The organism is Actinomadura sp. DC4 (assembly GCF_030406325.1).
In the GTDB taxonomy this organism is placed as follows: Bacteria; Actinomycetota; Actinomycetes; order Streptosporangiales; family Streptosporangiaceae; genus Actinoallomurus.
Map to the genome: position 1 here is coordinate 62,794 of NZ_JAUEQY010000009.1, position 18,883 is coordinate 81,676.

At 71.0% G+C, this 18,883-nt stretch carries 23 protein-coding genes; 12 read left to right on the forward strand and 11 right to left on the reverse strand.

Going from position 1 to position 18,883, the window contains the following annotated elements; all coding sequences use genetic code 11:
* Positions 1–50: 50 nt before the first annotated feature.
* Together QWU11_RS16680 and QWU11_RS16685 are read left to right on the forward strand one after the other, a co-directional pair.
* Positions 51–230: a hypothetical protein gene (locus QWU11_RS16680; RefSeq protein WP_290109203.1), complete on the forward strand. Its 180-nt coding sequence runs from the start codon at positions 51–53 to the stop codon at positions 228–230.
* A 40-nt stretch (positions 231–270) separates the two neighbouring features.
* Positions 271–792: a hypothetical protein gene (locus tag QWU11_RS16685; RefSeq protein ID WP_290109204.1), complete on the forward strand. Its 522-nt coding sequence runs from the start codon at positions 271–273 to the stop codon at positions 790–792.
* On the opposite strand, the gene QWU11_RS16690 is transcribed toward QWU11_RS16685, so the two are convergent.
* Together QWU11_RS16690 and QWU11_RS16695 are read right to left on the reverse strand one after the other, a co-directional pair.
* Positions 729–1,817, reverse strand: coding sequence for a DNA topoisomerase IB (locus QWU11_RS16690; RefSeq protein WP_290109205.1), 1,089 nt, complete (start codon positions 1,815–1,817; stop codon positions 729–731). The genes QWU11_RS16685 and QWU11_RS16690 overlap by 64 nt on opposite strands.
* Positions 1,818–1,880: 63 nt before the next feature.
* Positions 1,881–2,585 carry a GAF and ANTAR domain-containing protein gene (locus QWU11_RS16695; RefSeq protein ID WP_290109206.1) on the reverse strand — a complete coding sequence of 235 codons (705 nt, stop codon included), beginning with the start codon at positions 2,583–2,585 and terminating at the stop codon, positions 1,881–1,883.
* 245 nt (positions 2,586–2,830) lie between these two features.
* On the opposite strand from QWU11_RS16695, the gene QWU11_RS16700 reads away from it, so the two are divergent.
* Positions 2,831–3,598, forward strand: a complete 768-nt coding sequence (locus QWU11_RS16700; protein WP_290109207.1) for an alpha/beta hydrolase — start codon at positions 2,831–2,833, stop codon at positions 3,596–3,598.
* Here QWU11_RS16700 and QWU11_RS16705 read toward each other — a convergent pair.
* Positions 3,587–4,018: a hypothetical protein gene (locus QWU11_RS16705; RefSeq protein ID WP_290109208.1), complete on the reverse strand. Its 432-nt coding sequence runs from the start codon at positions 4,016–4,018 to the stop codon at positions 3,587–3,589. The genes QWU11_RS16700 and QWU11_RS16705 overlap by 12 nt on opposite strands.
* A gap of 168 nt (positions 4,019–4,186) precedes the next feature.
* On the opposite strand from QWU11_RS16705, the gene QWU11_RS16710 reads away from it, so the two are divergent.
* From QWU11_RS16710 to cydC, 5 genes are read left to right on the forward strand one after another with little or no spacing between them, the layout of a single operon-like run.
* Positions 4,187–5,581, forward strand: a complete 1,395-nt coding sequence (locus QWU11_RS16710) for a cytochrome ubiquinol oxidase subunit I (RefSeq protein WP_290109209.1) — start codon at positions 4,187–4,189, stop codon at positions 5,579–5,581.
* Between the two features lie 10 nt (positions 5,582–5,591).
* Positions 5,592–6,596: a cytochrome d ubiquinol oxidase subunit II gene (gene cydB, locus QWU11_RS16715; protein WP_290109210.1), complete on the forward strand. Its 1,005-nt coding sequence runs from the start codon at positions 5,592–5,594 to the stop codon at positions 6,594–6,596.
* Positions 6,593–8,236, forward strand: a complete 1,644-nt coding sequence (cydD, locus tag QWU11_RS16720) for a thiol reductant ABC exporter subunit CydD (RefSeq protein ID WP_290109211.1) — start codon at positions 6,593–6,595, stop codon at positions 8,234–8,236. The genes cydB and cydD overlap by 4 nt, the downstream gene beginning before the upstream one ends.
* A complete protein-coding gene (locus QWU11_RS16725) occupies positions 8,233–8,469 on the forward strand; it encodes a hypothetical protein (RefSeq protein WP_290109212.1) in 237 nt (78 codons plus the stop codon). Before cydD ends, QWU11_RS16725 begins: the two co-directional genes overlap by 4 nt.
* Complete coding sequence (gene cydC / locus QWU11_RS16730; RefSeq protein WP_290109213.1) at positions 8,466–10,190, forward strand: thiol reductant ABC exporter subunit CydC; 1,725 nt, start codon at positions 8,466–8,468, stop codon at positions 10,188–10,190. The genes QWU11_RS16725 and cydC overlap by 4 nt, the downstream gene beginning before the upstream one ends.
* 403 nt (positions 10,191–10,593) lie before the next feature.
* Here the strand turns inward: cydC and QWU11_RS16735 are convergent, their stop codons facing one another.
* Positions 10,594–11,637: a DUF222 domain-containing protein gene (locus QWU11_RS16735; RefSeq protein WP_290109214.1), complete on the reverse strand. Its 1,044-nt coding sequence runs from the start codon at positions 11,635–11,637 to the stop codon at positions 10,594–10,596.
* Between the two features lie 446 nt (positions 11,638–12,083).
* Here QWU11_RS16735 and QWU11_RS16740 point away from each other — a divergent pair, with 446 nt between their 5' ends.
* Together QWU11_RS16740 and QWU11_RS16745 are read left to right on the forward strand one after the other, a co-directional pair.
* Positions 12,084–12,227: a hypothetical protein gene (locus QWU11_RS16740; protein ID WP_290109215.1), complete on the forward strand. Its 144-nt coding sequence runs from the start codon at positions 12,084–12,086 to the stop codon at positions 12,225–12,227.
* A 73-nt stretch (positions 12,228–12,300) separates the two neighbouring features.
* Positions 12,301–13,005 (forward strand): SHOCT domain-containing protein, encoded by a 705-nt coding sequence (locus tag QWU11_RS16745; RefSeq protein WP_290109216.1) that lies wholly within the window; start codon positions 12,301–12,303, stop codon positions 13,003–13,005.
* A gap of 13 nt (positions 13,006–13,018) precedes the next feature.
* Here QWU11_RS16745 and QWU11_RS47325 read toward each other — a convergent pair whose 3' ends face one another.
* The 3 genes from QWU11_RS47325 to QWU11_RS16755 all read right to left on the reverse strand — a co-directional run bounded on the left by QWU11_RS47325 (position 13,019) and on the right by QWU11_RS16755 (position 15,007).
* The gene (locus tag QWU11_RS47325; protein ID WP_354670854.1) at positions 13,019–13,153 is read right to left on the reverse strand and encodes a DUF397 domain-containing protein; all 135 of its coding nucleotides are present in this window, start codon (positions 13,151–13,153) and stop codon (positions 13,019–13,021) included.
* On the reverse strand, positions 13,150–13,971 hold the full coding sequence (locus tag QWU11_RS16750) for a helix-turn-helix transcriptional regulator (RefSeq protein WP_290109217.1): 822 nt from the start codon (positions 13,969–13,971) through the stop codon (positions 13,150–13,152). Before QWU11_RS16750 ends, QWU11_RS47325 begins: the two co-directional genes overlap by 4 nt.
* Positions 13,972–14,131: 160 nt before the next feature.
* Positions 14,132–15,007: an alpha/beta hydrolase gene (locus tag QWU11_RS16755; RefSeq protein ID WP_290109218.1), complete on the reverse strand. Its 876-nt coding sequence runs from the start codon at positions 15,005–15,007 to the stop codon at positions 14,132–14,134.
* An 81-nt stretch (positions 15,008–15,088) separates the two neighbouring features.
* Here QWU11_RS16755 and QWU11_RS16760 point away from each other — a divergent pair, with 81 nt between their 5' ends.
* On the forward strand, positions 15,089–15,577 hold the full coding sequence (locus QWU11_RS16760; protein ID WP_290109226.1) for a CGNR zinc finger domain-containing protein: 489 nt from the start codon (positions 15,089–15,091) through the stop codon (positions 15,575–15,577).
* Here QWU11_RS16760 and QWU11_RS16765 read toward each other — a convergent pair.
* The 3 genes from QWU11_RS16765 to QWU11_RS16775 form a co-directional block, all read right to left on the reverse strand.
* A complete protein-coding gene (locus QWU11_RS16765; RefSeq protein WP_290109227.1) occupies positions 15,574–15,996 on the reverse strand; it encodes an ankyrin repeat domain-containing protein in 423 nt (140 codons plus the stop codon). The genes QWU11_RS16760 and QWU11_RS16765 overlap by 4 nt on opposite strands.
* Positions 15,997–16,006: 10 nt before the next feature.
* Positions 16,007–16,192 (reverse strand): hypothetical protein, encoded by a 186-nt coding sequence (locus QWU11_RS16770; protein WP_290109233.1) that lies wholly within the window; start codon positions 16,190–16,192, stop codon positions 16,007–16,009.
* Between the two features lie 360 nt (positions 16,193–16,552).
* Positions 16,553–17,488: an NADP-dependent oxidoreductase gene (locus QWU11_RS16775; protein ID WP_290109261.1), complete on the reverse strand. Its 936-nt coding sequence runs from the start codon at positions 17,486–17,488 to the stop codon at positions 16,553–16,555.
* A gap of 108 nt (positions 17,489–17,596) precedes the next feature.
* Here QWU11_RS16775 and QWU11_RS16780 point away from each other — a divergent pair, with 108 nt between their 5' ends.
* Positions 17,597–17,995, forward strand: a complete 399-nt coding sequence (locus tag QWU11_RS16780; protein ID WP_290109264.1) for a helix-turn-helix domain-containing protein — start codon at positions 17,597–17,599, stop codon at positions 17,993–17,995.
* Here the strand turns inward: QWU11_RS16780 and pdxH are convergent.
* Positions 17,985–18,647, reverse strand: a complete 663-nt coding sequence (gene pdxH / locus QWU11_RS16785) for a pyridoxamine 5'-phosphate oxidase (RefSeq protein ID WP_290109266.1) — start codon at positions 18,645–18,647, stop codon at positions 17,985–17,987. The two genes, QWU11_RS16780 and pdxH, sit on opposite strands and share 11 nt — an antisense overlap.
* Positions 18,648–18,883 lie beyond the last annotated feature (236 nt).

The following is an 18,883-nucleotide window of genomic DNA, read 5'->3' on the forward strand; positions in this document are numbered from 1 at the left end:
GGTCGGGGGCGGGGAGATCGCGCGGGGCGGTCGCCGTAAGAGGAGGGCACGTGAGGCGTACAAGGCGGGGCAGGAGTCACGTGATGCTGTGGTGCCTCGGGCTGGCCGCGGTCGGCGGCGGCACGTGGGCGGTGCTGTGGGCGCCGCCGGAGAGGGTGACGCTGGTCCTCAGCCTGGCCGGCCTCGTGCTCACCGGCGCCACCGCCTGGTGGCGCCCGCGCGGGCGATAGACCGGCGATCCGGGGTAGGGCTCCCGTAGAGGGGGACGACATGGACGTATCCCAAACCACCGAAACCGACGTACGGCCCGAGGCGGCCCTGCTCGGTATCTATCTCAACGACCACCTGACCGGCGCCACGTTCGGTACGGAGCTGGCCTCGCGGATCGCCCGGACCTATCGCGGGTCCAAGGACGCCCAGGCTCTGGCGGACTTCGCGGCCGAGGTCGCCGGCGACCGCGCCGCACTGATCGAGATGATGGCGGCGCTCGGCGTCCCGGTACGGCAGTACAAGGCGCTGCTGGGCTGGGTGGCCGAGAAGGCCGGCCGGCTCAAGCCGAACGGCCGCCTGCTCGACCGGTCCCCGCTGAGCGGCCTGGTGGAGTTCGAGGCCATGCGTCTCGGCGTCGAGGGCAAGGGCGCCTGCTGGCGTACGCTCCAGACGCTGGCCGACCGCGACGACCGCCTCGACCGGGGACGCCTGGAGGACCTGCTGGCACGGGCGGACCGTCAGGCGGACCTTCTGGAGGGCTTCCGCGTCCGCGTCGCGGCCGAGCTCGTCGGCGTGGACTGACCGGCGAGGAGCTCCAGGACGGCCCTCTCGACCGGCCCGCCGGTGGCGAGCTCGCCCAGGCCGCGGTCCTTGCCGAGGTCGGCGAGCGCGGGCTCGACGGTGACGCCGCGCTCGTACAGCTCGATGATGCGCGGGTCGATGTAGGACGCCCGCGCGACGGCCGGGGTGTTGCCGAGATAGTCGGCCACCTCGCGCACGACCCTTACGACGGCGCGTTTGCGGGCGGTCGCGCCGGCCGCGGCGGCGGAGACGGCCAGGCCCACGGCGGCCAGGATGGTGGCGTGCCAGGTGCGGAAGTCCTTGACCGTGAAGTCGCCGGCCGTCACCGCGTGGAGATGGTCGTTGATGTCGGTGGCCGTCACGTCGTGCCAGCGCCCGCCGTCGCGGTACGCCAGGAGCTCCTCGCCGCCGCTCCGGCGCCGCTTGAGGCTCCGTACGACACCGATGACCTGGTCGTCCACGATGGCCAGCTCGCGCTGCTTGGCGCCCTTGGCGAGGTAGCCGAAGACCATCGTGTCGCCCGAGCACACCACGTGCTCCCGGCGGATGGTGGCCAGGCCGTACGTGCCGTTGTCCGCCGCGTACTCCCCGCTGCCCGCGCGGAAGAAGCCGAGGTCGATCAGGCGGATCGCGGCCGAGAGGACGCGCTCGCGGCTCAGCTCCGTACCTCGCAGGTCGTGGTCGATCACCTCACGGACGCACGGCAGGATGCGGCCGAACGCCAGCACCCGGTCGTGCTTCTCCTGGTCCCGCTCCTCGCGCCACTGGTCGTGGTAGCGGTACTGCCGCCGTCCCGCGGCGTCGGTGCCCAGGGCCTGGATGTGCCCCTTCGCGTCGGGACAGATCCAGACGTCCTGCCAGGCGGGCGGGATCACCAGCGCCTTGATGCGGGCGAGCGTCCGCGCGTCGCGTACGGGAGCCGCCCCGTCGTGGAGGTAGCGGAAGCCACGGCCGCAGCGCTGCCGCCGGATCCCGGGCTCCGCGGGGTCGCTGCGCACGAGCGCCGGCCGGCCGGCGGCCCTCATCGTCGCCCCGGCGGAGCCACGGTCACCTCGGTGAACTCCATCCACTCCAACGTACGCCCCAGGTCAGCGGCCGGGGATCTCGCCGGTGTCGACGACGTGGCGGGCCAGGTGGCGCAGCTTGACGTTGCCGTCCTGTGATGCCTTGGCCAGCAGGGCGAACGCCTCGTCCTCGGTGAGCCTGAGGCGTTCCATGACGATGCCGGTCGCCTGGCCGATGTCGGTCCGTGAGGCGATCGAGGCGTGCAGGTCGGCGTCGGACCGCGCGCTGGCGAAGGCGACCGCGGCGTGGGAGGCCAGCAGCCAGCCCATCCGCTCGGAGCGTTCGGTCAGGGCGTGCGGCCGGGAGGAGTACATGTTCAGCGCGCCGAGGTTCTCGTCGTACGTGAACAGCAGGAAGCCGATCATGCTGGAGATCCCCAGCTCCCGCGCGCGGGGCGTGAACCGCGGCCAGCGCTCGGCCTGGTCGGCGAGGTCGGCGATCCGCAGCACCTCACGCCGGTCGCGGGTGGCGTCGAAGCACGGGCCCTCGCCCACCTCCTCCTGGAGGGAGTCCGAGGCCTCCACCAGGTCGTCCGTGCAGGCCAGGCTGCGTACGGAGTATCCGGCGCCCCGGCGGCGTACGGTCAAGATGCCGGCCGCCTCGCACCCCTCGACCAGGTCGACGGCGTACTCACAGATCCGGTCGAGAGTGGACTGCAGCGTCTCTTGGGCGAGGAGGTCCCGGGCCATGTCCGCCAGCGCGATGGCGAGCTCGTCGTTCTGCGGCATGCCCACCTCCCCGGCGAAGTGCCGCCTCCGCCGTCTCCCGGAGGCGCCTACACCCTACGTCCGCCGGAAAAGGGTTGGGCGGGGTGTCGCCCCGGCTGTTAGCGTACGGCGAGGTCGTGACAGGACGTGAGGAGGTGAGACCCATGAACGCGGTAATGATGTGGGTGCTCCCCACGTGTTCACGGTCGGGCGGCTGACGTAGGGGTCGCCGGGAGCGCCATGGCACTCCCGAAAGGCAGAAACCCATGCATTCCTTGCGATTCACCACCGAGACGTCGTCAGCCGGCGTCGTCGAACGCGACTTCACCGTGGGGGAAGTCCCCGGCGTGCTCTGGTCACCCGTCTCCGGCTCGAAGAACGCGCCCCTGATTCTTTTGGGGCACACGGGCGGCCTGGACAAGAGGACACCGGGAATTCTCGCCCGGGCCCGCCGCTACGTGACCGATCGCGGGTTCACCGTGGCCGCCATCGACGCACCCGGGCACGGCGACCGGCCGCGCACGGCGCAGGACGAGCGGGCCCGTATCGCCATCCCGCAGGCGCGGGCGGCGGGTGAGCCGATCGGCCCGATCATCGCCGAGTACAACGCCGCACTGGCCGAGCGCGCCGTGCCGGACTGGCAGGCGACCCTCGACGCCCTCCAGGCGCTGCCCGAGATCGGCGCCGAGGCCCCGATCGGGTACGGCGGCACGACGCTGGGCACCGTGATCGGCCTGTCGCTGGCGGCGGTCGAACCCCGGATCACCGCGGCGGTCTTCGGCGCACCCCTCGTGTACGAGGCCCTGACGGAGGCGGCGAGGCTGGTGACCATCCCGATCCTGTTCCTGCTCCCCTGGGACGACGCGGAGATCGACCGCCGATCCGGTCTGGCGTTGTTCGACGCCCTGGCCTCGGAGGAGAAGACGCTGCACGCCAACCCGGGCGGGCACCACCAGATCCCCAGGTTCGAGATCGAGCATGAGGTGGGGTTCTACGCCCGCCATCTCGGCCGGCCGGCCACGTCAGCGGCCTGACGTGACGGGGTGCCGGCGGCCGGCGTCACGCCGGCCGCCGGCACCGGCGAGGACGACGGTGAGCAGGCCGAGCAGCGCTACGGCCGCGTTCGCCGTCGTCAGGAAGACGGCCTGGCCCGTGGTCGCGTTCTCCAGGTGTTCCACGTGGAACACGAAGTGCGGGACCGCGAAGACCGAGAAGGCCAGTGCGGCCGGGACGACGTAGGCCCGGCGCGGGACGACCAGGGCGATCCCGAGGAGCAGGGCGACGCCGAGCGTGGCGCCTCCGAAGTCGCGGGCGTAGTGCTCGCTGAACGGCGGCATCAGGTCCACTGTCGGGAAGTGGTCGTAGAAGCTCCGGGGGAACGCCTGGTTCCAGAACCCGACGACGAGCTCGTCGAGGAAGAGGACGGCCAGGGCGAGGCGGATCAGGATGGTCACGGCGGGTCTCCCGTTCTGGAGGGTTCGCCGGTTACGACGGAGCCCCGTCCCGCGACGTGACATACCCCTCAGCCCGTACGGGCTCTAAAGCTACGTTGTGTAGTACTACGGGCGGTAGTCTACGACAAGATGTAGTACTACGAGCTGTAGTAGATAGGGGGCCGCGGGATGAACCCGCTCGACATCGCCCGGTGGCAGTTCGGGATCACCACCGTCTACCACTTCTTCTTCGTCCCCCTGACGATCGGCCTGTCGGCGCTCGTCGCGGGCCTGCAGACGGCGTGGGTGCGCACCGGCAGGACGCACTACCTCCGCGCCACCAAGTTCTGGGGCAAGCTCTTCCTGATCAACTTCGCGATGGGCATCGTCACCGGCATCGTGCAGGAGTTCCAGTTCGGCATGAACTGGAGCGCGTACTCCCGGTTCGTCGGCGACGTCTTCGGCGCGCCGCTGGCGATCGAGGGCCTGCTCGCCTTCTTCCTCGAGTCGACCTTCCTGGGGCTGTGGATCTTCGGCTGGGACCGGCTGCCCAAGCGGATCCACCTCGCGTGCATCTGGCTGGTCGCGGTCGGCACGCTGCTGTCGGCGTACTTCATCCTCGCCGCCAACTCCTGGATGCAGCACCCGGTCGGCTACCGCATCCACGGAGGCCGGGCCGAGCTGACCGACTTCTGGGCCGTGCTGACCAACTCCACGATGCTCGTCGCCTTCCCCCACACGATCACCGCCGCCTTCGTCACCGCGGGCCTGTTCGTCGTGGGCGTCAGCGCCTGGCACCTGGCCCGGCGGCGGCACGTCGAGGTCTTCCGGCCGTCGCTGAAGATGGCCCTGGCCGTCACCTTCGTCGCCTCGCTCGGCGTCGCCGTCACCGGCGACCTCCAGGGCAAGGTGATGACCTCCCAGCAACCGATGAAGATGGCCGCCGCCGAGGCGCTGTACCGCACCGAGCGGCCCGCCTCGTTCTCGATCTTCACCGTGGGCACTCTCGACGGCGGGCGTGAGGTGTTCAGCGTCAAGGTGCCGCGGCTCCTGTCGTTCCTGGCCACGGGCAGCTTCAGCGGCAGGGTCCAGGGCATCGACGACGTCCAGGCCGCCGAGGTCGCCAAGTACGGGCCGGGGGACTACCGCCCGGTCATCCCGCTCGCGTACTGGAACTTCCGGATCATGGTCGGGGTCGGCGGCGCCACCGCGCTGATCGCCCTGCTCGGTCTGTGGCTGCTACGGCGCGGGCGGCTGCCGGCGAACCGCTGGGTGTGGCGGATCGGCGTGCTCTCACTCGCGCTGCCGTTCGTCGGCAACTCCGCCGGCTGGATCTTCACCGAGATGGGCCGCCAGCCCTGGTCGGTCTACGGCGTGCTGAAGACCGCCTCCAGCGTCTCACCGAGGGTCGGCGCGACGTCGATGCTCATCTCGGTCATCGCGCTGACCACGCTGTACGGCGTCCTCATGGTCATCGAGGCCGGGCTGATGGTGCGCTACGTCAAGGCCGGGCCGCTCTCGGAGGACGAGGCGCTCGCCCGGCCCGGCGGCGAGGACGAGGCCGAACTCACCTTCGCCTACTGAGAGGGACGTCATGGCGACCACGACCGTCTGGTTCATCATCATCGCCTTCCTGTGGACCGGATACTTCTTCCTGGAGGGCTTCGACTTCGGCGTCGGCATCCTGCTGCCGCTGCTCGGCCGCGACGACACCGAGCGCCGGGTGCTCATCAACACCATCGGCCCGGTCTGGGACGGCAACGAGGTGTGGTTCATCGTCGCCGGCGCCGCGACCTTCGCCGCGTTCCCCGAGTGGTACGCCACGCTCTTCAGCGGCTTCTACCTGCCACTGCTGGCGATCCTGCTCGCGCTGATCGTGCGCGGGGTGGCCTTCGAGTACCGCGGCAAGCGCGACGACGCGCGCTGGCGCCGCCGGTGGGACCGGGCGATCTTCTGGGGCAGTCTCGTGCCCGCGTTCGTGTGGGGCGTGGCCTTCTCCAACCTCGTACGCGGGGTGCCGCTGGACGCCGGGCACGAGTACGCCGGGACCGTGCTCGACCTGCTCAACCCGTACGCCCTGCTCGGCGGGGCCGCCACGCTGACGCTGTTCGTGCTGCACGGCGCGGTCTTCCTGGCGCTGAAGACCACGGGGGAGATACGGCGGCGGGCGGGCCGGGTCGCGCGGGCCGCCGTGGTCGCGGCCCTCGCCGTCGGCGGGCTCTATCTGCTGCTGACCCAGCTCCTGTACGGGCGGCCGGCGACCTGGATCACCGTGGCGGCGGCCGCGTCCGCGCTGGCCGCCGCGACCGTGGCCAATGCGCGGGGCCGGGAGGGCTGGGCGTTCGCCGGCACCGGCGCGGCCATCGCGCTCGTCGTCGCGACGCTGTTCCTCGCGCTGTTCCCGCACGTCATGCCGTCCACGATCGACGCGGCGAACGGCCTGACGACGACCAACGCCGCCGCCACCCCGTACACCCTCAAGATCATGACGATCGTCGCGGTGGTGTTCACCCCGCTGGTCATGCTGTACCAGGGCTGGACGTACTGGGTGTTCCGCCGCCGGATCGGCGTCGCGCACATCCCGGGAGCGGCGAAGTGAAACCCCTCGATCCACGCCTGCTGCGGTACGCCCGTACGACCCGGGTCTACCTGGTCGCGTCCGTGGCGCTCGGCACCGCCACGGCGGGGCTGATCATCGCGCAGGCGACGCTGCTGGCCGACATGATCAGCCGGGCGTTCCTCGGCGGCGCCTCGCTCGCTTCTTCGCGTACGCCTCTGCTGCTCCTGCTCGCCGTGGTCGCCGGCCGTTCGCTCGTCGCCTGGCTGCAGGAGGTCGCCGCGCACCGCTCGTCGGCCGCGGTGAAGTCGCAGCTGCGCGGGCGGCTGCTGGAACATTCCGTACGGCTCGGGCCGGGGTGGCTGTCCGGCGAGCGCGGCGGAGAGCTCGCCACCGTGGCGACGCGGGGGATCGACGCTCTGGACGGGTACTTCTCGCGCTATCTGCCGCAGCTCGTCCTGGCCGTCATCGTGCCCGCCGCCGTGGGGCTGCGCATCCTGTTCGGCGACTGGCTGTCGGCGCTGACGATCGCGCTGACCCTGCCGCTCATCCCGGTCTTCGCGATCCTCGTCGGGCTGACGACCAAGGCGAAGATGGAACGCCGGTGGCGGACGCTGACGCTGCTCGCCGGGCACTTCCTCGACGCCGTCACGGGCCTGCCGACGCTGAAGGTCTTCGGCCGGGCGCGGGCGCAGGCGGAGGCGATCCGCGCGGTCACCGACCGCTACCGGCGGGCGACCATGTCGACGCTGCGGGTCGCGTTCCTGTCCGCGCTGGTCCTCGAACTGCTCGCCACGATCTCGGTGGCGCTGGTCGCGGTCTCCATCGGGCTGCGGCTGGTGAACGGGGAGATCTCGCTGCGGACGGCGCTGCTCGTGCTCATCCTCGCGCCGGAGGCGTACCTGCCGCTGCGCCAGGTCGGCGCGCAGTACCACGCGAGCGTCGAAGGCCTGGCCGCCGCATCGCGGATCTTCGAGGTGGTCTCGACGCCGCTGCCCGCGTCGGGTGTCCGTACCGACGTTCCGGCGCGGGCGACCCTTCGCCTGGACCGGGTGACGGTGCGGTACGGGGACCGCCCGGCGGTGTCGGACTTCTCGCTGACCGTACATCCGGGGGAGGTCGTGGCGCTCACGGGTCCGAGCGGGGCCGGGAAGTCGACGCTGCTCGCGGTACTGCTCGGGTTCGTGCGGCCGTCGGCGGGGCGGGTCCTCGTCGACTGGGCCGACCTGGGCGGCTTCGCCCCGTCCGCGTGGCATGCCCAGGTCGCCTGGGTGCCGCAGCGGCCGTACCTGTTCGCGGACACGGTCGCGGGCAACATCCGGCTGGGCCGTCCGGACGCTTCCGATGCCGACGTACGGGAGGCGGCGCGTGCCGCCTCGGCCCTGGACTTCATCGAGGCGCTGCCGCGTGGTTTCGCGACGCCGATCGGGGAGGGCGGTGTTGGCCTGTCGGCGGGGCAGCGGCAGCGAGTCGCACTGGCGCGGGCGTTCCTGCGGGACGCGCCGTTGCTGCTGCTGGACGAGCCGACGTCGAACCTGGACGCGGAGAGCGAGGCGGCGGTGGTCGCGGCGGTACGGCGGCTGGCGGCCGGCCGCACGGTCGTCCTGGTCGCCCACCGTCCGGCGCTCGCGGCACTGGCCGACCGAACGGTCGGGGTCGAGCCGGCGGGGGTGGCGGCATGAGACGGCTTCTCGCGCTGCGGCTCGGCGGTGGGGCGGATGCGGTCTGGCGGCCGGTCGCGAGGGGTTCCATGTCGGCGGACCGTACGGTGCGCGTCGGGGTCGAGGGTGTGGCGGCCATGAGAGGGCTCCTCGCGCCGAGCCGTCCGGCGGGTGAGAGGCTCGCGTCGGACCTGTTCTCTGGTGTGCCGGGCGACCTCGCGGTCCGCGGTGAGCCGGCGGAGGTGGCGGGATGAGGCGGCTTCTCGCGCTGGCCCGGCCGTCCGGTGGGCGGCTGCTGCTGGCGGTGCTGTTCGGGGTGCTGGCGCTCGGGAGCGGGGTCGGGCTCATGGCGACGTCGGCCTGGCTCATCTCGCGTGCCGCGCAGCATCCGCCGGTGCTCACGCTCATGGTGGCGATCGTCGCGGTGCGGGCGTTCGGGATCGGGCGTGGGGTGTTCCGGTACGCCGAGCGGCTGACCGGCCACGACGCGACCTTCCGCATCCTCGCCGACCTGCGGGCGCGGGTGTACGAGCGGCTCGTGCCGCGGTCCGGGCTGCACGGCGGCGACCTGCTCGCCCGGCTCGTCGCCGACGTGGACGCGGTGCAGGATCTCTACCTGCGGGCGCTGCTGCCCGGGGCCGTGGCCGCGGTCGTCGGCGGTGCGTCGGTCGGGCTCGCCTGGGCCCTGTTGCCGTCGGCGGGGGTGGTGCTGCTCGCCGCCCTGCTGGTCGCGGGGGTGCTCGCGCCGTGGCTGTCGGCGGTCCTGGCGCGGCGTTCGGAGCGGCGGGGGACCGAGCTGCGCGGCGAGATGACCACCCATGTCGTCGACTCGCTCCAGGGCGCGCCGGAGCTGGTGGTGTACGGTGCCGCGCCGGCCCGGCTCGCCGAGGCCGCGCGGCTCGACCAGGCGTACACCCGCACGGCGGCCCGGTCGGCCACGACCGCCGGGGCCGGCGCGGCCCTGTCCACTCTCGCCGGGGGGCTGGCGGTCTGGGGCGGCCTCGCGGTCGGTGTGCCGGCCGTACGCTCGGGGCGGCTCGACGGCGTGCTGCTCGCGGTGGTCGTACTGCTGCCGCTGGCGACGTTCGAGGTCGTCGCGGGGCTGCCGCTCGCCGCGCAGTACCTCGAACGGGTCCGCCGTTCCGCCTCTCGCGTCTTCGCCGTCCTGGACCGGGACGAACCGGTGCGCGAGCCTCTCGCGCCTGCCGCTCTGCCTTCGGCGCCGTACGTCCTGCGCGTCCGTGACCTGCGGGCCCGGTGGACGCCCGATGGGCCGTACGCCCTCGACGGCGTGTCCCTGGACCTTCGGCCGGGGCGGCGGTGCGCGGTCGTCGGCGCGAGCGGTTCGGGCAAGACGACGCTGGCCACGGTGCTGCTGCGGCTCCTGGAACCGGCCGGGGGCATGGTGTCGCTGAACGGCGTCGACGTTCGCTCGCTGTCCGGCGACGACGTACGCCGGGTGGTGGGATCGTGCGGCCAGGACGCGCACCTGTTCGACACGACGATCGGGGCGAATCTACGGCTCGCCCGCCCGTCCGCGACGGAGGAGGAGATCCACGACGCGCTGCGACGGGCGCGCCTGCTGTCCTGGGTCTCCGCCTTGCCGGAGGGTCTGGACACGCGTGTCGGCGAACACGGGGCACGGGTGTCAGGTGGCCAGCGCCAGCGCATCGCTCTGGCGCGTACGCTGCTGGCCGACTTCCCGATCCTGCTGCTGGACGAGCCGACCGAGCACCTGGACGTGGCGACCGCCGACGAGCTGACCGCGGACCTGCTGAGCGCCACCGAGGGCCGTACGACCCTGCTCGTGACGCACCGGCTGACCGGTCTGGAGGCGGTGGACGAGATCATCGTCCTCTCCCGCGGCAGGGTCGCCGACCGGGGCACCCACGCGGAGCTACTGGCCCGCCTCGGTCCGTACCGCTCGATGTGGGAGCTTGAACGCCGCTACGACCCGCTACGAGTCAGCGACTGAGCGGGGTGGTGAGGAGCGGGCGGCGGCAATGGGTGAAGCGCCAAAGGGTGTTATTCGCGGTCGGCGGGGGCGGTTATTCGCCAGTGTCCGGTGGGGGTGGTCCAGAGGAGGACGCCGGGCCATAGGTGGTGGAGTCGCCATCCGGGTGTTTGTTTCAGGGTGTGGTGGCGGCGGCAGAGCATGGCGATGTTGCACGGGCAGGTCGGGCCGTCCCGATGGTAGGGGGTGGTGTGGTCGGCGTCGCAGTGGCGGACTGGGCGCCGGCAGCCGGGGAACCCGCATCGGCGGTCGCGTTGTTCGATGAGACGGCGCATGGCGGCGGGCACCCGGTAGCCGTGGTGGCCGTGGTCGTGGTGGCCATGCGCCGAGTCCAGTGCCGGGGCCGGTACGCACCAGCGGGTCTTCAGGCCGACGAGGGACTCCGCGATGCGTTCGCCTGCTCGGGTGATGAGGCGGGCGAGGTGCCGGTGCCGTTCGGGCATGGTGTCGGGCCGCAGATGCCCGACGAGTCCGGCGAGCGCGGGAAGCCCGGAGAGCGCCGGGAGATGGGTGCGGGCGGCGTGGGCGATGGCGTCGGCGATCGCGTCATCGATCCCCGTCCAGCTCTCGTCGCCGTGGGCCGGTGTCGCGGGGGCCTGGCGGGTGGTGTCGGCGGGGGTTCGCCGGTGTTGAGGGTGCCGGAGAGCAGGCCGAGGAAGACATCGGCGCGTAGTTGCCCGATGGCACGCCGGTCACCGTCGCTTCTGAGGCCGGCGGCGATCGCGTTGATCCGGTTACGGGCCGCGGTCGCGGTGTCGGCGGGCAGGTCCAGGCCGGTCAGGTGCGCGGTGCCGTCATCAGTGGCCAGCAGCTGCACATCACGCGCCCGCTCGGCGTGCTCACGCCGCCGGGACAGCGCGCCAGGGTCCAGACGTCGGACCAGCCGGCGGATCTTCGCCCGGATCTCACCGGTGGTCTGCCCCGCCGCCCGCGCCAGCACTCGCGCCTCGATCTCCCCCGCGACCTCAACACCGACCTGTCCCATCCCCTGCCACACCGCACGAGCCCGGCAACAATCCAAATCCCCACACGCCAAAGCCGCGAACGTCGCAGGCAACCCGCCGACCAACCCGGTCGCGAACCGAACCAGCTCATCGGCCGACGCCGCCGTCAAGGTGAGCGCCGCGGCCACCTCGTCATTGACGTACTCACCCGCCGGGATCACCCCGACACCGCAGACCTGCTCCTCCGCGGCACGGCGACGCGCCAGCTCCGCCACCGCCGCCAACTCCACCGCCTGCAACCGCGAGACCGCCCGCCGCGCCTCCACCATCAACTCGACAAGGTCGCCATCACCCACATCGCGGGCATCAGCCCCGAACAGATCGAGAGGCGTCAGGTCATCGGCGGACAGACCATTCACGCCGAATCCCTCCCCCCGGAAGAACCATCCCAGCCATTCGAACATAATAGCTAATGGCGCGGCCGTTCGACATAGACATAACGGGCATTGAAAAGAATCACTCGTTTTCTCCGGTGCTCCGGCTAGGGGGCCGGGCTTCTTCGGAATTGCCGCGGTCCGCGTTATCGGGGGCAATCGTCCGACATTTGATCGTCGGGAACACCCTTCTCGGCTGGGCAGAACCTGCAGTCCACCCGCCCACCCGCCCGCGAGGGAGGATTCGCGACGCGACGCGCCGTGCTCGGTCGTCGCCGTGGGTGGAGACGGCTTGCCCTCGGGCCTGGGCGCGCGTGTCGGCTCCTGCTGCTGGACGAGCCGACCGAGCACCTGGAGGTGGCGACCGCCGGCGAGCTGTTGCGCGACGCCGGCCTGACCGCGGACCTGCTGGGCGTCACCGAGGGCCGTACGACCCTGCTCGTGACGCATCGCATCGCCTGGCCGGTCTGGAGGCGGTGGACGAGATCATCGTCCTCTCCCACGGCAGGGTCGCCGACCGCGGCACCCACGCGGAGCTACTGGCGCGCCCCAGCTCTCATCGTTCGCTGTGGAATCCCGGACACGACGCCGAGGTCGCTTTTCCCGCGTTGCTCGGGTGAACCAGGCGAGGCAACCGATCATCCATATAGGTGACACATATCGGCATGTCAGGAAGGCGGTTTCCTGATGACCGTGGGAAGGATCTCTTTCCTCTGCTGGACCGTCTTCACCGTGATGTGCGCGGCCTTCCTGCCGCTGGCCATCGGCATCGAGCGCCTTCACGCTCTGCCGGAGACGGCGCGAGTCCCCGTGGCCGTCGCGGTGGTGTCGGTCCTCTGGTGGGGACCGTTCGTCTATGCCATATCCCTCGCCATGGCGGTGTACAAGCACGGCGACCGGCGGCTGCTCGCCCACGGCCTGCGGGGAAGGGCGGACGTGCTCTCGGCCGAGGCGACCGGCATGACCGTCTCGGCCGGCGGCGGGCGGTACGGCGGATCCCGCGTGTACAAGTACCGCCTGCGGGTGAGCGTCGCCGGCAGACGTCCGTACGAGACGGTCTGCCGGGTGTGCCAGAGGGGATTCGGGACAGGGACGACGGTGGAGGTCGCGGTCAGCCGGCACAACCGCAACCGGGTCATGATCGACTTCGGTCAAGGCCCGGCGGACCGCCGCCCTGTCGAGGGGATCGAAGTCCTCCTCGGCCTGCCCCCAGAGCCCGAAGACACGATCCCAGCCCCCCAAGACACGATCCCGGAGCCCCAGGACACGATCCCCGAGCCGGTGTCGCCGAGCACGCTGCGCATCCGCGAACTCGTCGACCTGAACCGCCGCCACCGCGAGGGCGAACTCACCGACGCCGAGTACGCCGCCGAGAAGGCCCGCGTCGTCGGCCAGTGAGGGGAGAACGCCCCTACGACCCAGTGCGGGGCACTTCAGGTGACGCCGCGTGAGGCGCCAGAAGGGCGACCTCGATGCAATCCCCGCCTTCGGCGCCGCTGTACGTGCTCTTGCGCCAGTGAGGGGTAGGCAGGTCCGGAGACTTCATAGGCTCTCCATTATCGTCCGGATGACGCGTCGCGACTCAGCCACAGAGTACGCGTGACCCCGAAGCAAGTCATAGCGCATAGTGCAGTGCGCGACAGAGGCCGGGCCCGTGATCAGATTTCCCTGCCCCGCTGCCTCGATGTAAGCGACATCCGGCTCGTCGTCGAGCCCCAGAATCGTGAAGCTGCCAGAGAAGGCCACGTAGTGTTCCGTGTCGTGAGGAAGTACCTGGATATTGATGTTCGGCCGGGTGCTGAGTTCGTGAAGATAATCGAGCTGCGCGCCAGTGATCTCGGGCGATCCGATGACGCGTCGCAGCGCCCATTCGTCGACGATGAAGAACGTTGGAGTCGAGGCCGGGCGGTCGAAGATCTCTCTGCGTGCCATCCGTGCTTGAAGGGCCTCCTCGATCACGTCGGGCGTCATGAACGAACTCATGATCGCCCGCGCATACTCCTCGGTCTGGAAGAGTCCGCTGATGAGAAGCGCTTCGAACTTCGAGACCTTGGTGGCCTTGGCCTCCAGCTCCACGTACTTGGAGAACCCCGGCGGCAGGGCGATGAGATGGCGTGTGTTGTTGATGAGCGTCCAGAGCTCGACGAAGAGGTTGCTGCTCTTGAAGAACGTGTCGAGGTCTTCGCTTAACTTCTTCGAGGGGATGTTCTTCGCTCCCTCGATCTGGCCGATGAGCTGTGCGGTGTAGCCGAGCGACTCCGAGAGTTGCGTCTTGGAAAGGCCCGCGCGCTCTCGCCAGGATGTGAGCGTGATGGCGTACGCGCGGATCGCCGGGGATTCGTAGGGTTCGTTCTGCGCCACCATCGGCAGATCTCCCTAAGGTCGGGGGGCGTTGAAGTGTCCTGCCTGAATTTAGCGGCAGGGTGACCCTAATCGCCACCACATCGAAAGTGTTGGGGAGCGCAGGCGTTCCATTCGCGCGAGTGTCGGGCGATTTAATGGCGGTATCGCACGATGTGAATGATTAGGAGTCCGCCGATGGTGGCACGGTCTTGTCGAGAAAGGCTCTGATCAGGCCGGTGACGTCGGTCAACGCGCTCTCGAGAAGGAAGTGGCCGCCGTCGAGGAGGTGGATCTCGGCCTCTCGTACGTCGTCGGCGAACGCACGGGCGCCGTCGGGGCCGAAGATCTCGTCGCCCCGGCCCCAGACCGCCAGCAGCGGGACCTGGCTCGACCTCAGGTATTCGTGCAGGCGCGGGTACAGCGGCGGGTTCGTCGGGTAGTCGGCGAACAGCTTGAGCTGGACCCGGTCGTTGCCCGGCCGGGAGACCAGGGCGAAGTCGTGATGCCAGGTGTCCGGGCTGACCACGCTCTCGTCCGGCACGCCGGTGACGTACTGCCAGCGGATCGCCTCCAGGCTCAGCGCCCCCCGTACGCCGGGCTCGGTCTCCGGGGTCTGCTCGCGGCCGTACTCCCAGACGGGCTTCCAGAAGTCCGGGACGAAGCCGGCCTCGTAGCCGTTGCCGTTCTGGGTGATGATCGCGGTGATCGCGTCGGGGTCGGTCAGGGCGAGCCGCCAGCCGATCGGGGCGCCGTAGTCCTGGACGTAGATGGCGTAGCGCGTGATCCCCAACCGCCCCAGTAGGCCCGCCGTCAACTCGGCGAGGGCGTCGAAGGTGTAGTCGAACTCCTCGACCGGCGGCGCGTCGGACAGGCCGAACCCCAGGTGGTCCGGCGCGATGACGTGGTAGCGGTCGGCCAGGGCCGGGATGAGCTCGCGGAACATGAACGAGCTGGTCGGGAAGCCGTGCAGCAGCACGAGCACCGGCGCGTCGGCCGGCCCGGCCTCGCGGTAGAACAGCCGGCGGCCTCGTACGGTCGCGTAGCGGTGGAAGACCATCTCTAACCCCCTTGAAGGCTTTTGATGGTTTGACTACAGCAGGCGTACGCTAACCTGTCAAGTGGAGTATGGAGGTTAGAGATGGAAGACGTCCTGCTGGACCTGCTCAACAGCACGCCGGTCATCGACGGCGTGCCGCAGGACCGGCTCGCCGACCCGGCCGAGGCCCGCGCGTGGCTGCACGAGCACGGCGGCGGCGGAGCCGGGCCGGAGGAGCGGCACGCCGTACGGGAGGTGCGCGACGTCCTGCAGGCGATCATCCGCGGCGAGCGTGAGGCGGACGCTCTCACCTCCTACCTCGACGGCGTCAGCTACGTCCCGGACGTGTCCGGCGGGTCGGTCCACTGGGTCCTGCAGGTGCCACCAGAGCGTGACCTGGCCGTACGCGCGGTGCTCGCCTGGAGCGAACTGGAGAAGACGGGCCGGTTGAAGCCGTGCGAGAACGACGAGTGCCGGCTGTTCCTCCTCGACCGGAGCAAGGCCGGCAACGCCCGCTGGTGCTCCATGGCCACCTGCGGAAACCGGATGAAGGCCCGCCGTCACTACCAGCGAGCCCGCGAGACCCCCTAATGCGGCCCGTCGCGCTCTTCGAGCAGCCGCAGCAGCTCCTCGTTCCGCTCCGGGATGCGGCCGTAGGCCGTGTACCCCAGATCGTTGCGGGCGCGGGGGTCGGCGCCGGCGGCAAGGAGCAGCCGGGCGCAGTCGGCGCGTTCTCCGTTGCACGCCCAGATCAACGCGGTGCCGCCCGCGGCATCGCGGGCATTGACGTCGGCGCCGTTCGCCAGCAGCAACCGCACCATCTCGGTGTATCCCCGGCCGGCCGCCGTCACCAGTGCGGGTGCGGCGTACCACGGGGGGTGGCGCGGATCCGGCGCGTCGACGTCGGCGCCCCGCGACAGCAGCGCTTCGACCGCGGTCAGATCATTACGCTCGACGGCGTCGAACAGCGCGGCGCCGGGCGGGTTCCAGGTGCCCGAGTCCTCGTTCATGGGGCCGGCATCAGGGGCGATCGGGCGTCATCCGGCGGTGATGGCGTTTGAGAGAGGTGAGCAGGGCCGGCAGGCTGAGGCCGACCAGGTCGGTGACGAGCCCGAGGCGCGGTTCCATGCCCGGACGCCAGGCGAAGGGGGTGCCGGTGCTGGTCAGGGCGGCGCGCCGTACGGTCCGGTGGAGGGCGACGTCCACCGCGGAGGGATCGCCGAGCAGTTCGTAGGCGTCCCCGCTTAGCTTTCCGGCGCTGTCGAGCTTCCTCTTCGGCCGTTGACAGGGCGGCCGTCACGGCGTCCCGTACGGCCTCATTCAGCGCGCCCGCGTGAGACGCCCAGTGCGGGGGACCGGCGGAGAAGTCAGTGGGGCTGCCGTCCAGGCGTCCGCCGGGGAGACGCGGGTAGCCGTGCGCACGTGACCTGTTCAACCGACCCCCTCTGTACAAGCCTAAGGCCGGTAAGGCGCGGGACACCGCGGACTTCCGCTGCCCGCCACTCAGTCCACTGCTGATCGGCCTCGTCGCCGTCCCGGGCGCAGGGGGAGCGACCCCGGCGCCCTTCAGGGGGTCAGGACGAGGCGGCCGCGGAGGCCGCCGGCGGCCAGGCGTTCGTGGGCCGCCGCCACCTGGTCCAGGGGCAGGGTTCCGGCGACGCGCGGTGTCAGCGAGCCCGCCTCCACCAGGCGGACGAGGGCGGCGAGCCGGGCGCCGTCGGCGTGGATCCACTGGTTGACGACCCGGATCCCGCGGAGCGCCGGCGGCTCGCCCCCTCCGACCAGCGCGACGAACGCTCCGCCCGACCGGACCGCGTCGAGGGCGGCCACACCGGCCACGGCGGCGTCCACCGCCCCGTGCACGCCGCCCGGAACGAGCGCGCGGACCGCCTCGCCCAGCCGCGCCGTACGCGGCACGAACAACGCCGCGCCCAGTCCCCGTACGAGCGACTCGTCGTCGGCCCCGGCGACCGCCACCACCCGCAGCCCACGCGCCGCCGCGAGCTCGACCGCGAAGCCGCCGACGGCGCCCGCGGCCCCGGTCACCAGCACCGTCTCCCCCGGAGACAGGCCGAGCAGGTCGAGCGCCTGTGCCGCGGTGAGGCCGTTCAGCGGTAGCGTCGCGGCCGCGACCGGCGAGAGCCCGCAAGGCGCCATGGCGACCGCGTCCGCGTCCAGCACCACCTCGTCCGCCTGGGTGCCGAGCGGCACGTCCAGCCGGTCGGACAGGCCGATCACACGGTCCCCCGGCGCGAAACCCACCACGCCGGGCCCAAGAGACGACACGGTCCCCGCGACGTCCCAGCCGAGGCCGATCACGTCCCGTACGGGCAGCAGGCCGGCGTCGGTGAGCCCGCCCGACCGGGTGAACAGGTCGACCGGGTTGACCGTCGCGGCCTCCACCCGGATGCGGACCTGGCCCTCGACGGCGACCGGCACCGGCACGTCCGCGATCTCGACGACCCCCGGACCACCGAAGGCACGGACGACGACTGCGCGCATGAGCTCCCCCAAGGAAACGGAACGGTTTCCACCGACCGTACGGAGAGCTACTCTCTGCGGGGAAGTACGCACTCCAGAGTGCGTAGAGCACCCCGAGGAGCGAGCCCGATGACCACCCGCACCACGGCCGAGCGGCGCGAAGAGGCACGCCGGGCCTACGACGCCTACCTCGCGGCCTGCCCGGCCCGGCAGCTCCTCGACCGGATCGGCGACAAGTGGGTGAGCCTGCTCCTCAACGCGCTCGCCGGCGGGCCGCGACGCTACAGCGACCTGTCCCGTACGGTCGCCGGCGTCAGCCAGAAGATGCTCACCCAGACGCTGCGCACCCTCGAACGCGACGGGCTGGTCTCGCGCGAGGTCACGCCCACGGTCCCCGTACGCGTCGACTACGCGCTCACCCCGCTGGGCGTCAGCCTGCTGCCGGTGATGCGCGCCATCAAGGACTGGGCCGAGACCCACATCGAGGAGGTCGCGGCCGCCCGCGACGCGTACGACGTCAGGGGTTGAGCAGCTCGACCGACCAGCCGTCCGGGGTCTCCCGGTAGATGGCGCGTTCGTGCAGGCGGTTGGCCTTGCCGCGCCAGAACTCCATCGAGGTCACCCGCACGCGGTAGCCGGTCCAGCGCGGGGGCAGTGACACCTCGTCGATCCCCTCGTGGCGGGCGAGCTCGGCGTGGAAGCGCTCGTCCAGCTCGGCGTAGGAGGCGAGCGGGCTGGACTGCTCGCTCGCCCACGCGGCGATCCGCGACAGCCGGGGGCGCTCGGCGAAGTAGTGCTCGGTCAGCGCCGGGTCGGCCTCGGTGCAGACGCCGGTCATCGCGACCTGCCGCTCGATCGGGTGCCAGGGGAAGAGCAGCGCCACGGACGGGTTGGCGGCGATGTGCCGGCCCTTGCGCGAGACGCGCTGGGAGAAGAAGTAGACCTCGCCGGCCTCGAAACCCTTCATCAGGACCGTACGGACGAGCGGCGCGCCCTCGGGGGAGGCGGTGGCCAGCACCATGGCGTTCGGCTCGGTCACGTGCGAGCCGTGCGCGAGCGCGAACCACCGGGCGAACTCCTCCCACGGGTCCGCGGGCAGCCGCTCCAGCCAGGCGTCGGAGTCCGACGCGTACTGCCGCCGCAGATCGGCCAGGTTGAGCGTGCCATCGTCCACCGTCACGTCGGTCTCTCCCTCGCCGCGATAAAGGTCAGCGCCGAAACGAATAACTCCGCACCCTAGGCCGCCCCATCCTTGGACCGTGCCCTCCTGACTGTCAAGTAGGGATATCCCCAGGTTGAGTCGCTTTATCAATGCTTTAGTGCGACTTTGGCAGAACCCAATCCGGATACGACAGGCTATTTCGGACGGTCGACAATTATCCAATGGGAAGTCTGGCCAAAATCGGTTTCCCGTTG

What these genes read in the sequence shown, in the direction of transcription:
- QWU11_RS16755 (WP_290109218.1), bottom strand. Translation starts at nt 15,007, where the DNA reads ATGGTCTTCCACCGCTACGCGACCGTACGAGGCCGCCGGCTGTTCTAC.
- QWU11_RS16765 (WP_290109227.1), bottom strand. Translation starts at nt 15,996, where the DNA reads ATGAACGAGGACTCGGGCACCTGGAACCCGCCCGGCGCCGCGCTGTTC.
- QWU11_RS16760 (WP_290109226.1), top strand. Translation starts at nt 15,089, where the DNA reads ATGGAAGACGTCCTGCTGGACCTGCTCAACAGCACGCCGGTCATCGAC.
- QWU11_RS16750 (WP_290109217.1), bottom strand. Translation starts at nt 13,971, where the DNA reads ATGGTGGCGCAGAACGAACCCTACGAATCCCCGGCGATCCGCGCGTAC.
- QWU11_RS16700 (WP_290109207.1), top strand. Translation starts at nt 2,831, where the DNA reads ATGCATTCCTTGCGATTCACCACCGAGACGTCGTCAGCCGGCGTCGTC.
- QWU11_RS16735 (WP_290109214.1), bottom strand. Translation starts at nt 11,637, where the DNA reads ATGTTCGAATGGCTGGGATGGTTCTTCCGGGGGGAGGGATTCGGCGTG.
- QWU11_RS16685 (WP_290109204.1), top strand. Translation starts at nt 271, where the DNA reads ATGGACGTATCCCAAACCACCGAAACCGACGTACGGCCCGAGGCGGCC.
- cydC (WP_290109213.1), top strand. Translation starts at nt 8,466, where the DNA reads ATGAGGCGGCTTCTCGCGCTGGCCCGGCCGTCCGGTGGGCGGCTGCTG.
- QWU11_RS47325 (WP_354670854.1), bottom strand. Translation starts at nt 13,153, where the DNA reads ATGAAGTCTCCGGACCTGCCTACCCCTCACTGGCGCAAGAGCACGTAC.
- QWU11_RS16725 (WP_290109212.1), top strand. Translation starts at nt 8,233, where the DNA reads ATGAGACGGCTTCTCGCGCTGCGGCTCGGCGGTGGGGCGGATGCGGTC.
- QWU11_RS16710 (WP_290109209.1), top strand. Translation starts at nt 4,187, where the DNA reads ATGAACCCGCTCGACATCGCCCGGTGGCAGTTCGGGATCACCACCGTC.
- QWU11_RS16775 (WP_290109261.1), bottom strand. Translation starts at nt 17,488, where the DNA reads ATGCGCGCAGTCGTCGTCCGTGCCTTCGGTGGTCCGGGGGTCGTCGAG.
- QWU11_RS16695 (WP_290109206.1), bottom strand. Translation starts at nt 2,585, where the DNA reads ATGCCGCAGAACGACGAGCTCGCCATCGCGCTGGCGGACATGGCCCGG.
- QWU11_RS16780 (WP_290109264.1), top strand. Translation starts at nt 17,597, where the DNA reads ATGACCACCCGCACCACGGCCGAGCGGCGCGAAGAGGCACGCCGGGCC.
- QWU11_RS16690 (WP_290109205.1), bottom strand. Translation starts at nt 1,817, where the DNA reads ATGAGGGCCGCCGGCCGGCCGGCGCTCGTGCGCAGCGACCCCGCGGAG.
- cydB (WP_290109210.1), top strand. Translation starts at nt 5,592, where the DNA reads ATGGCGACCACGACCGTCTGGTTCATCATCATCGCCTTCCTGTGGACC.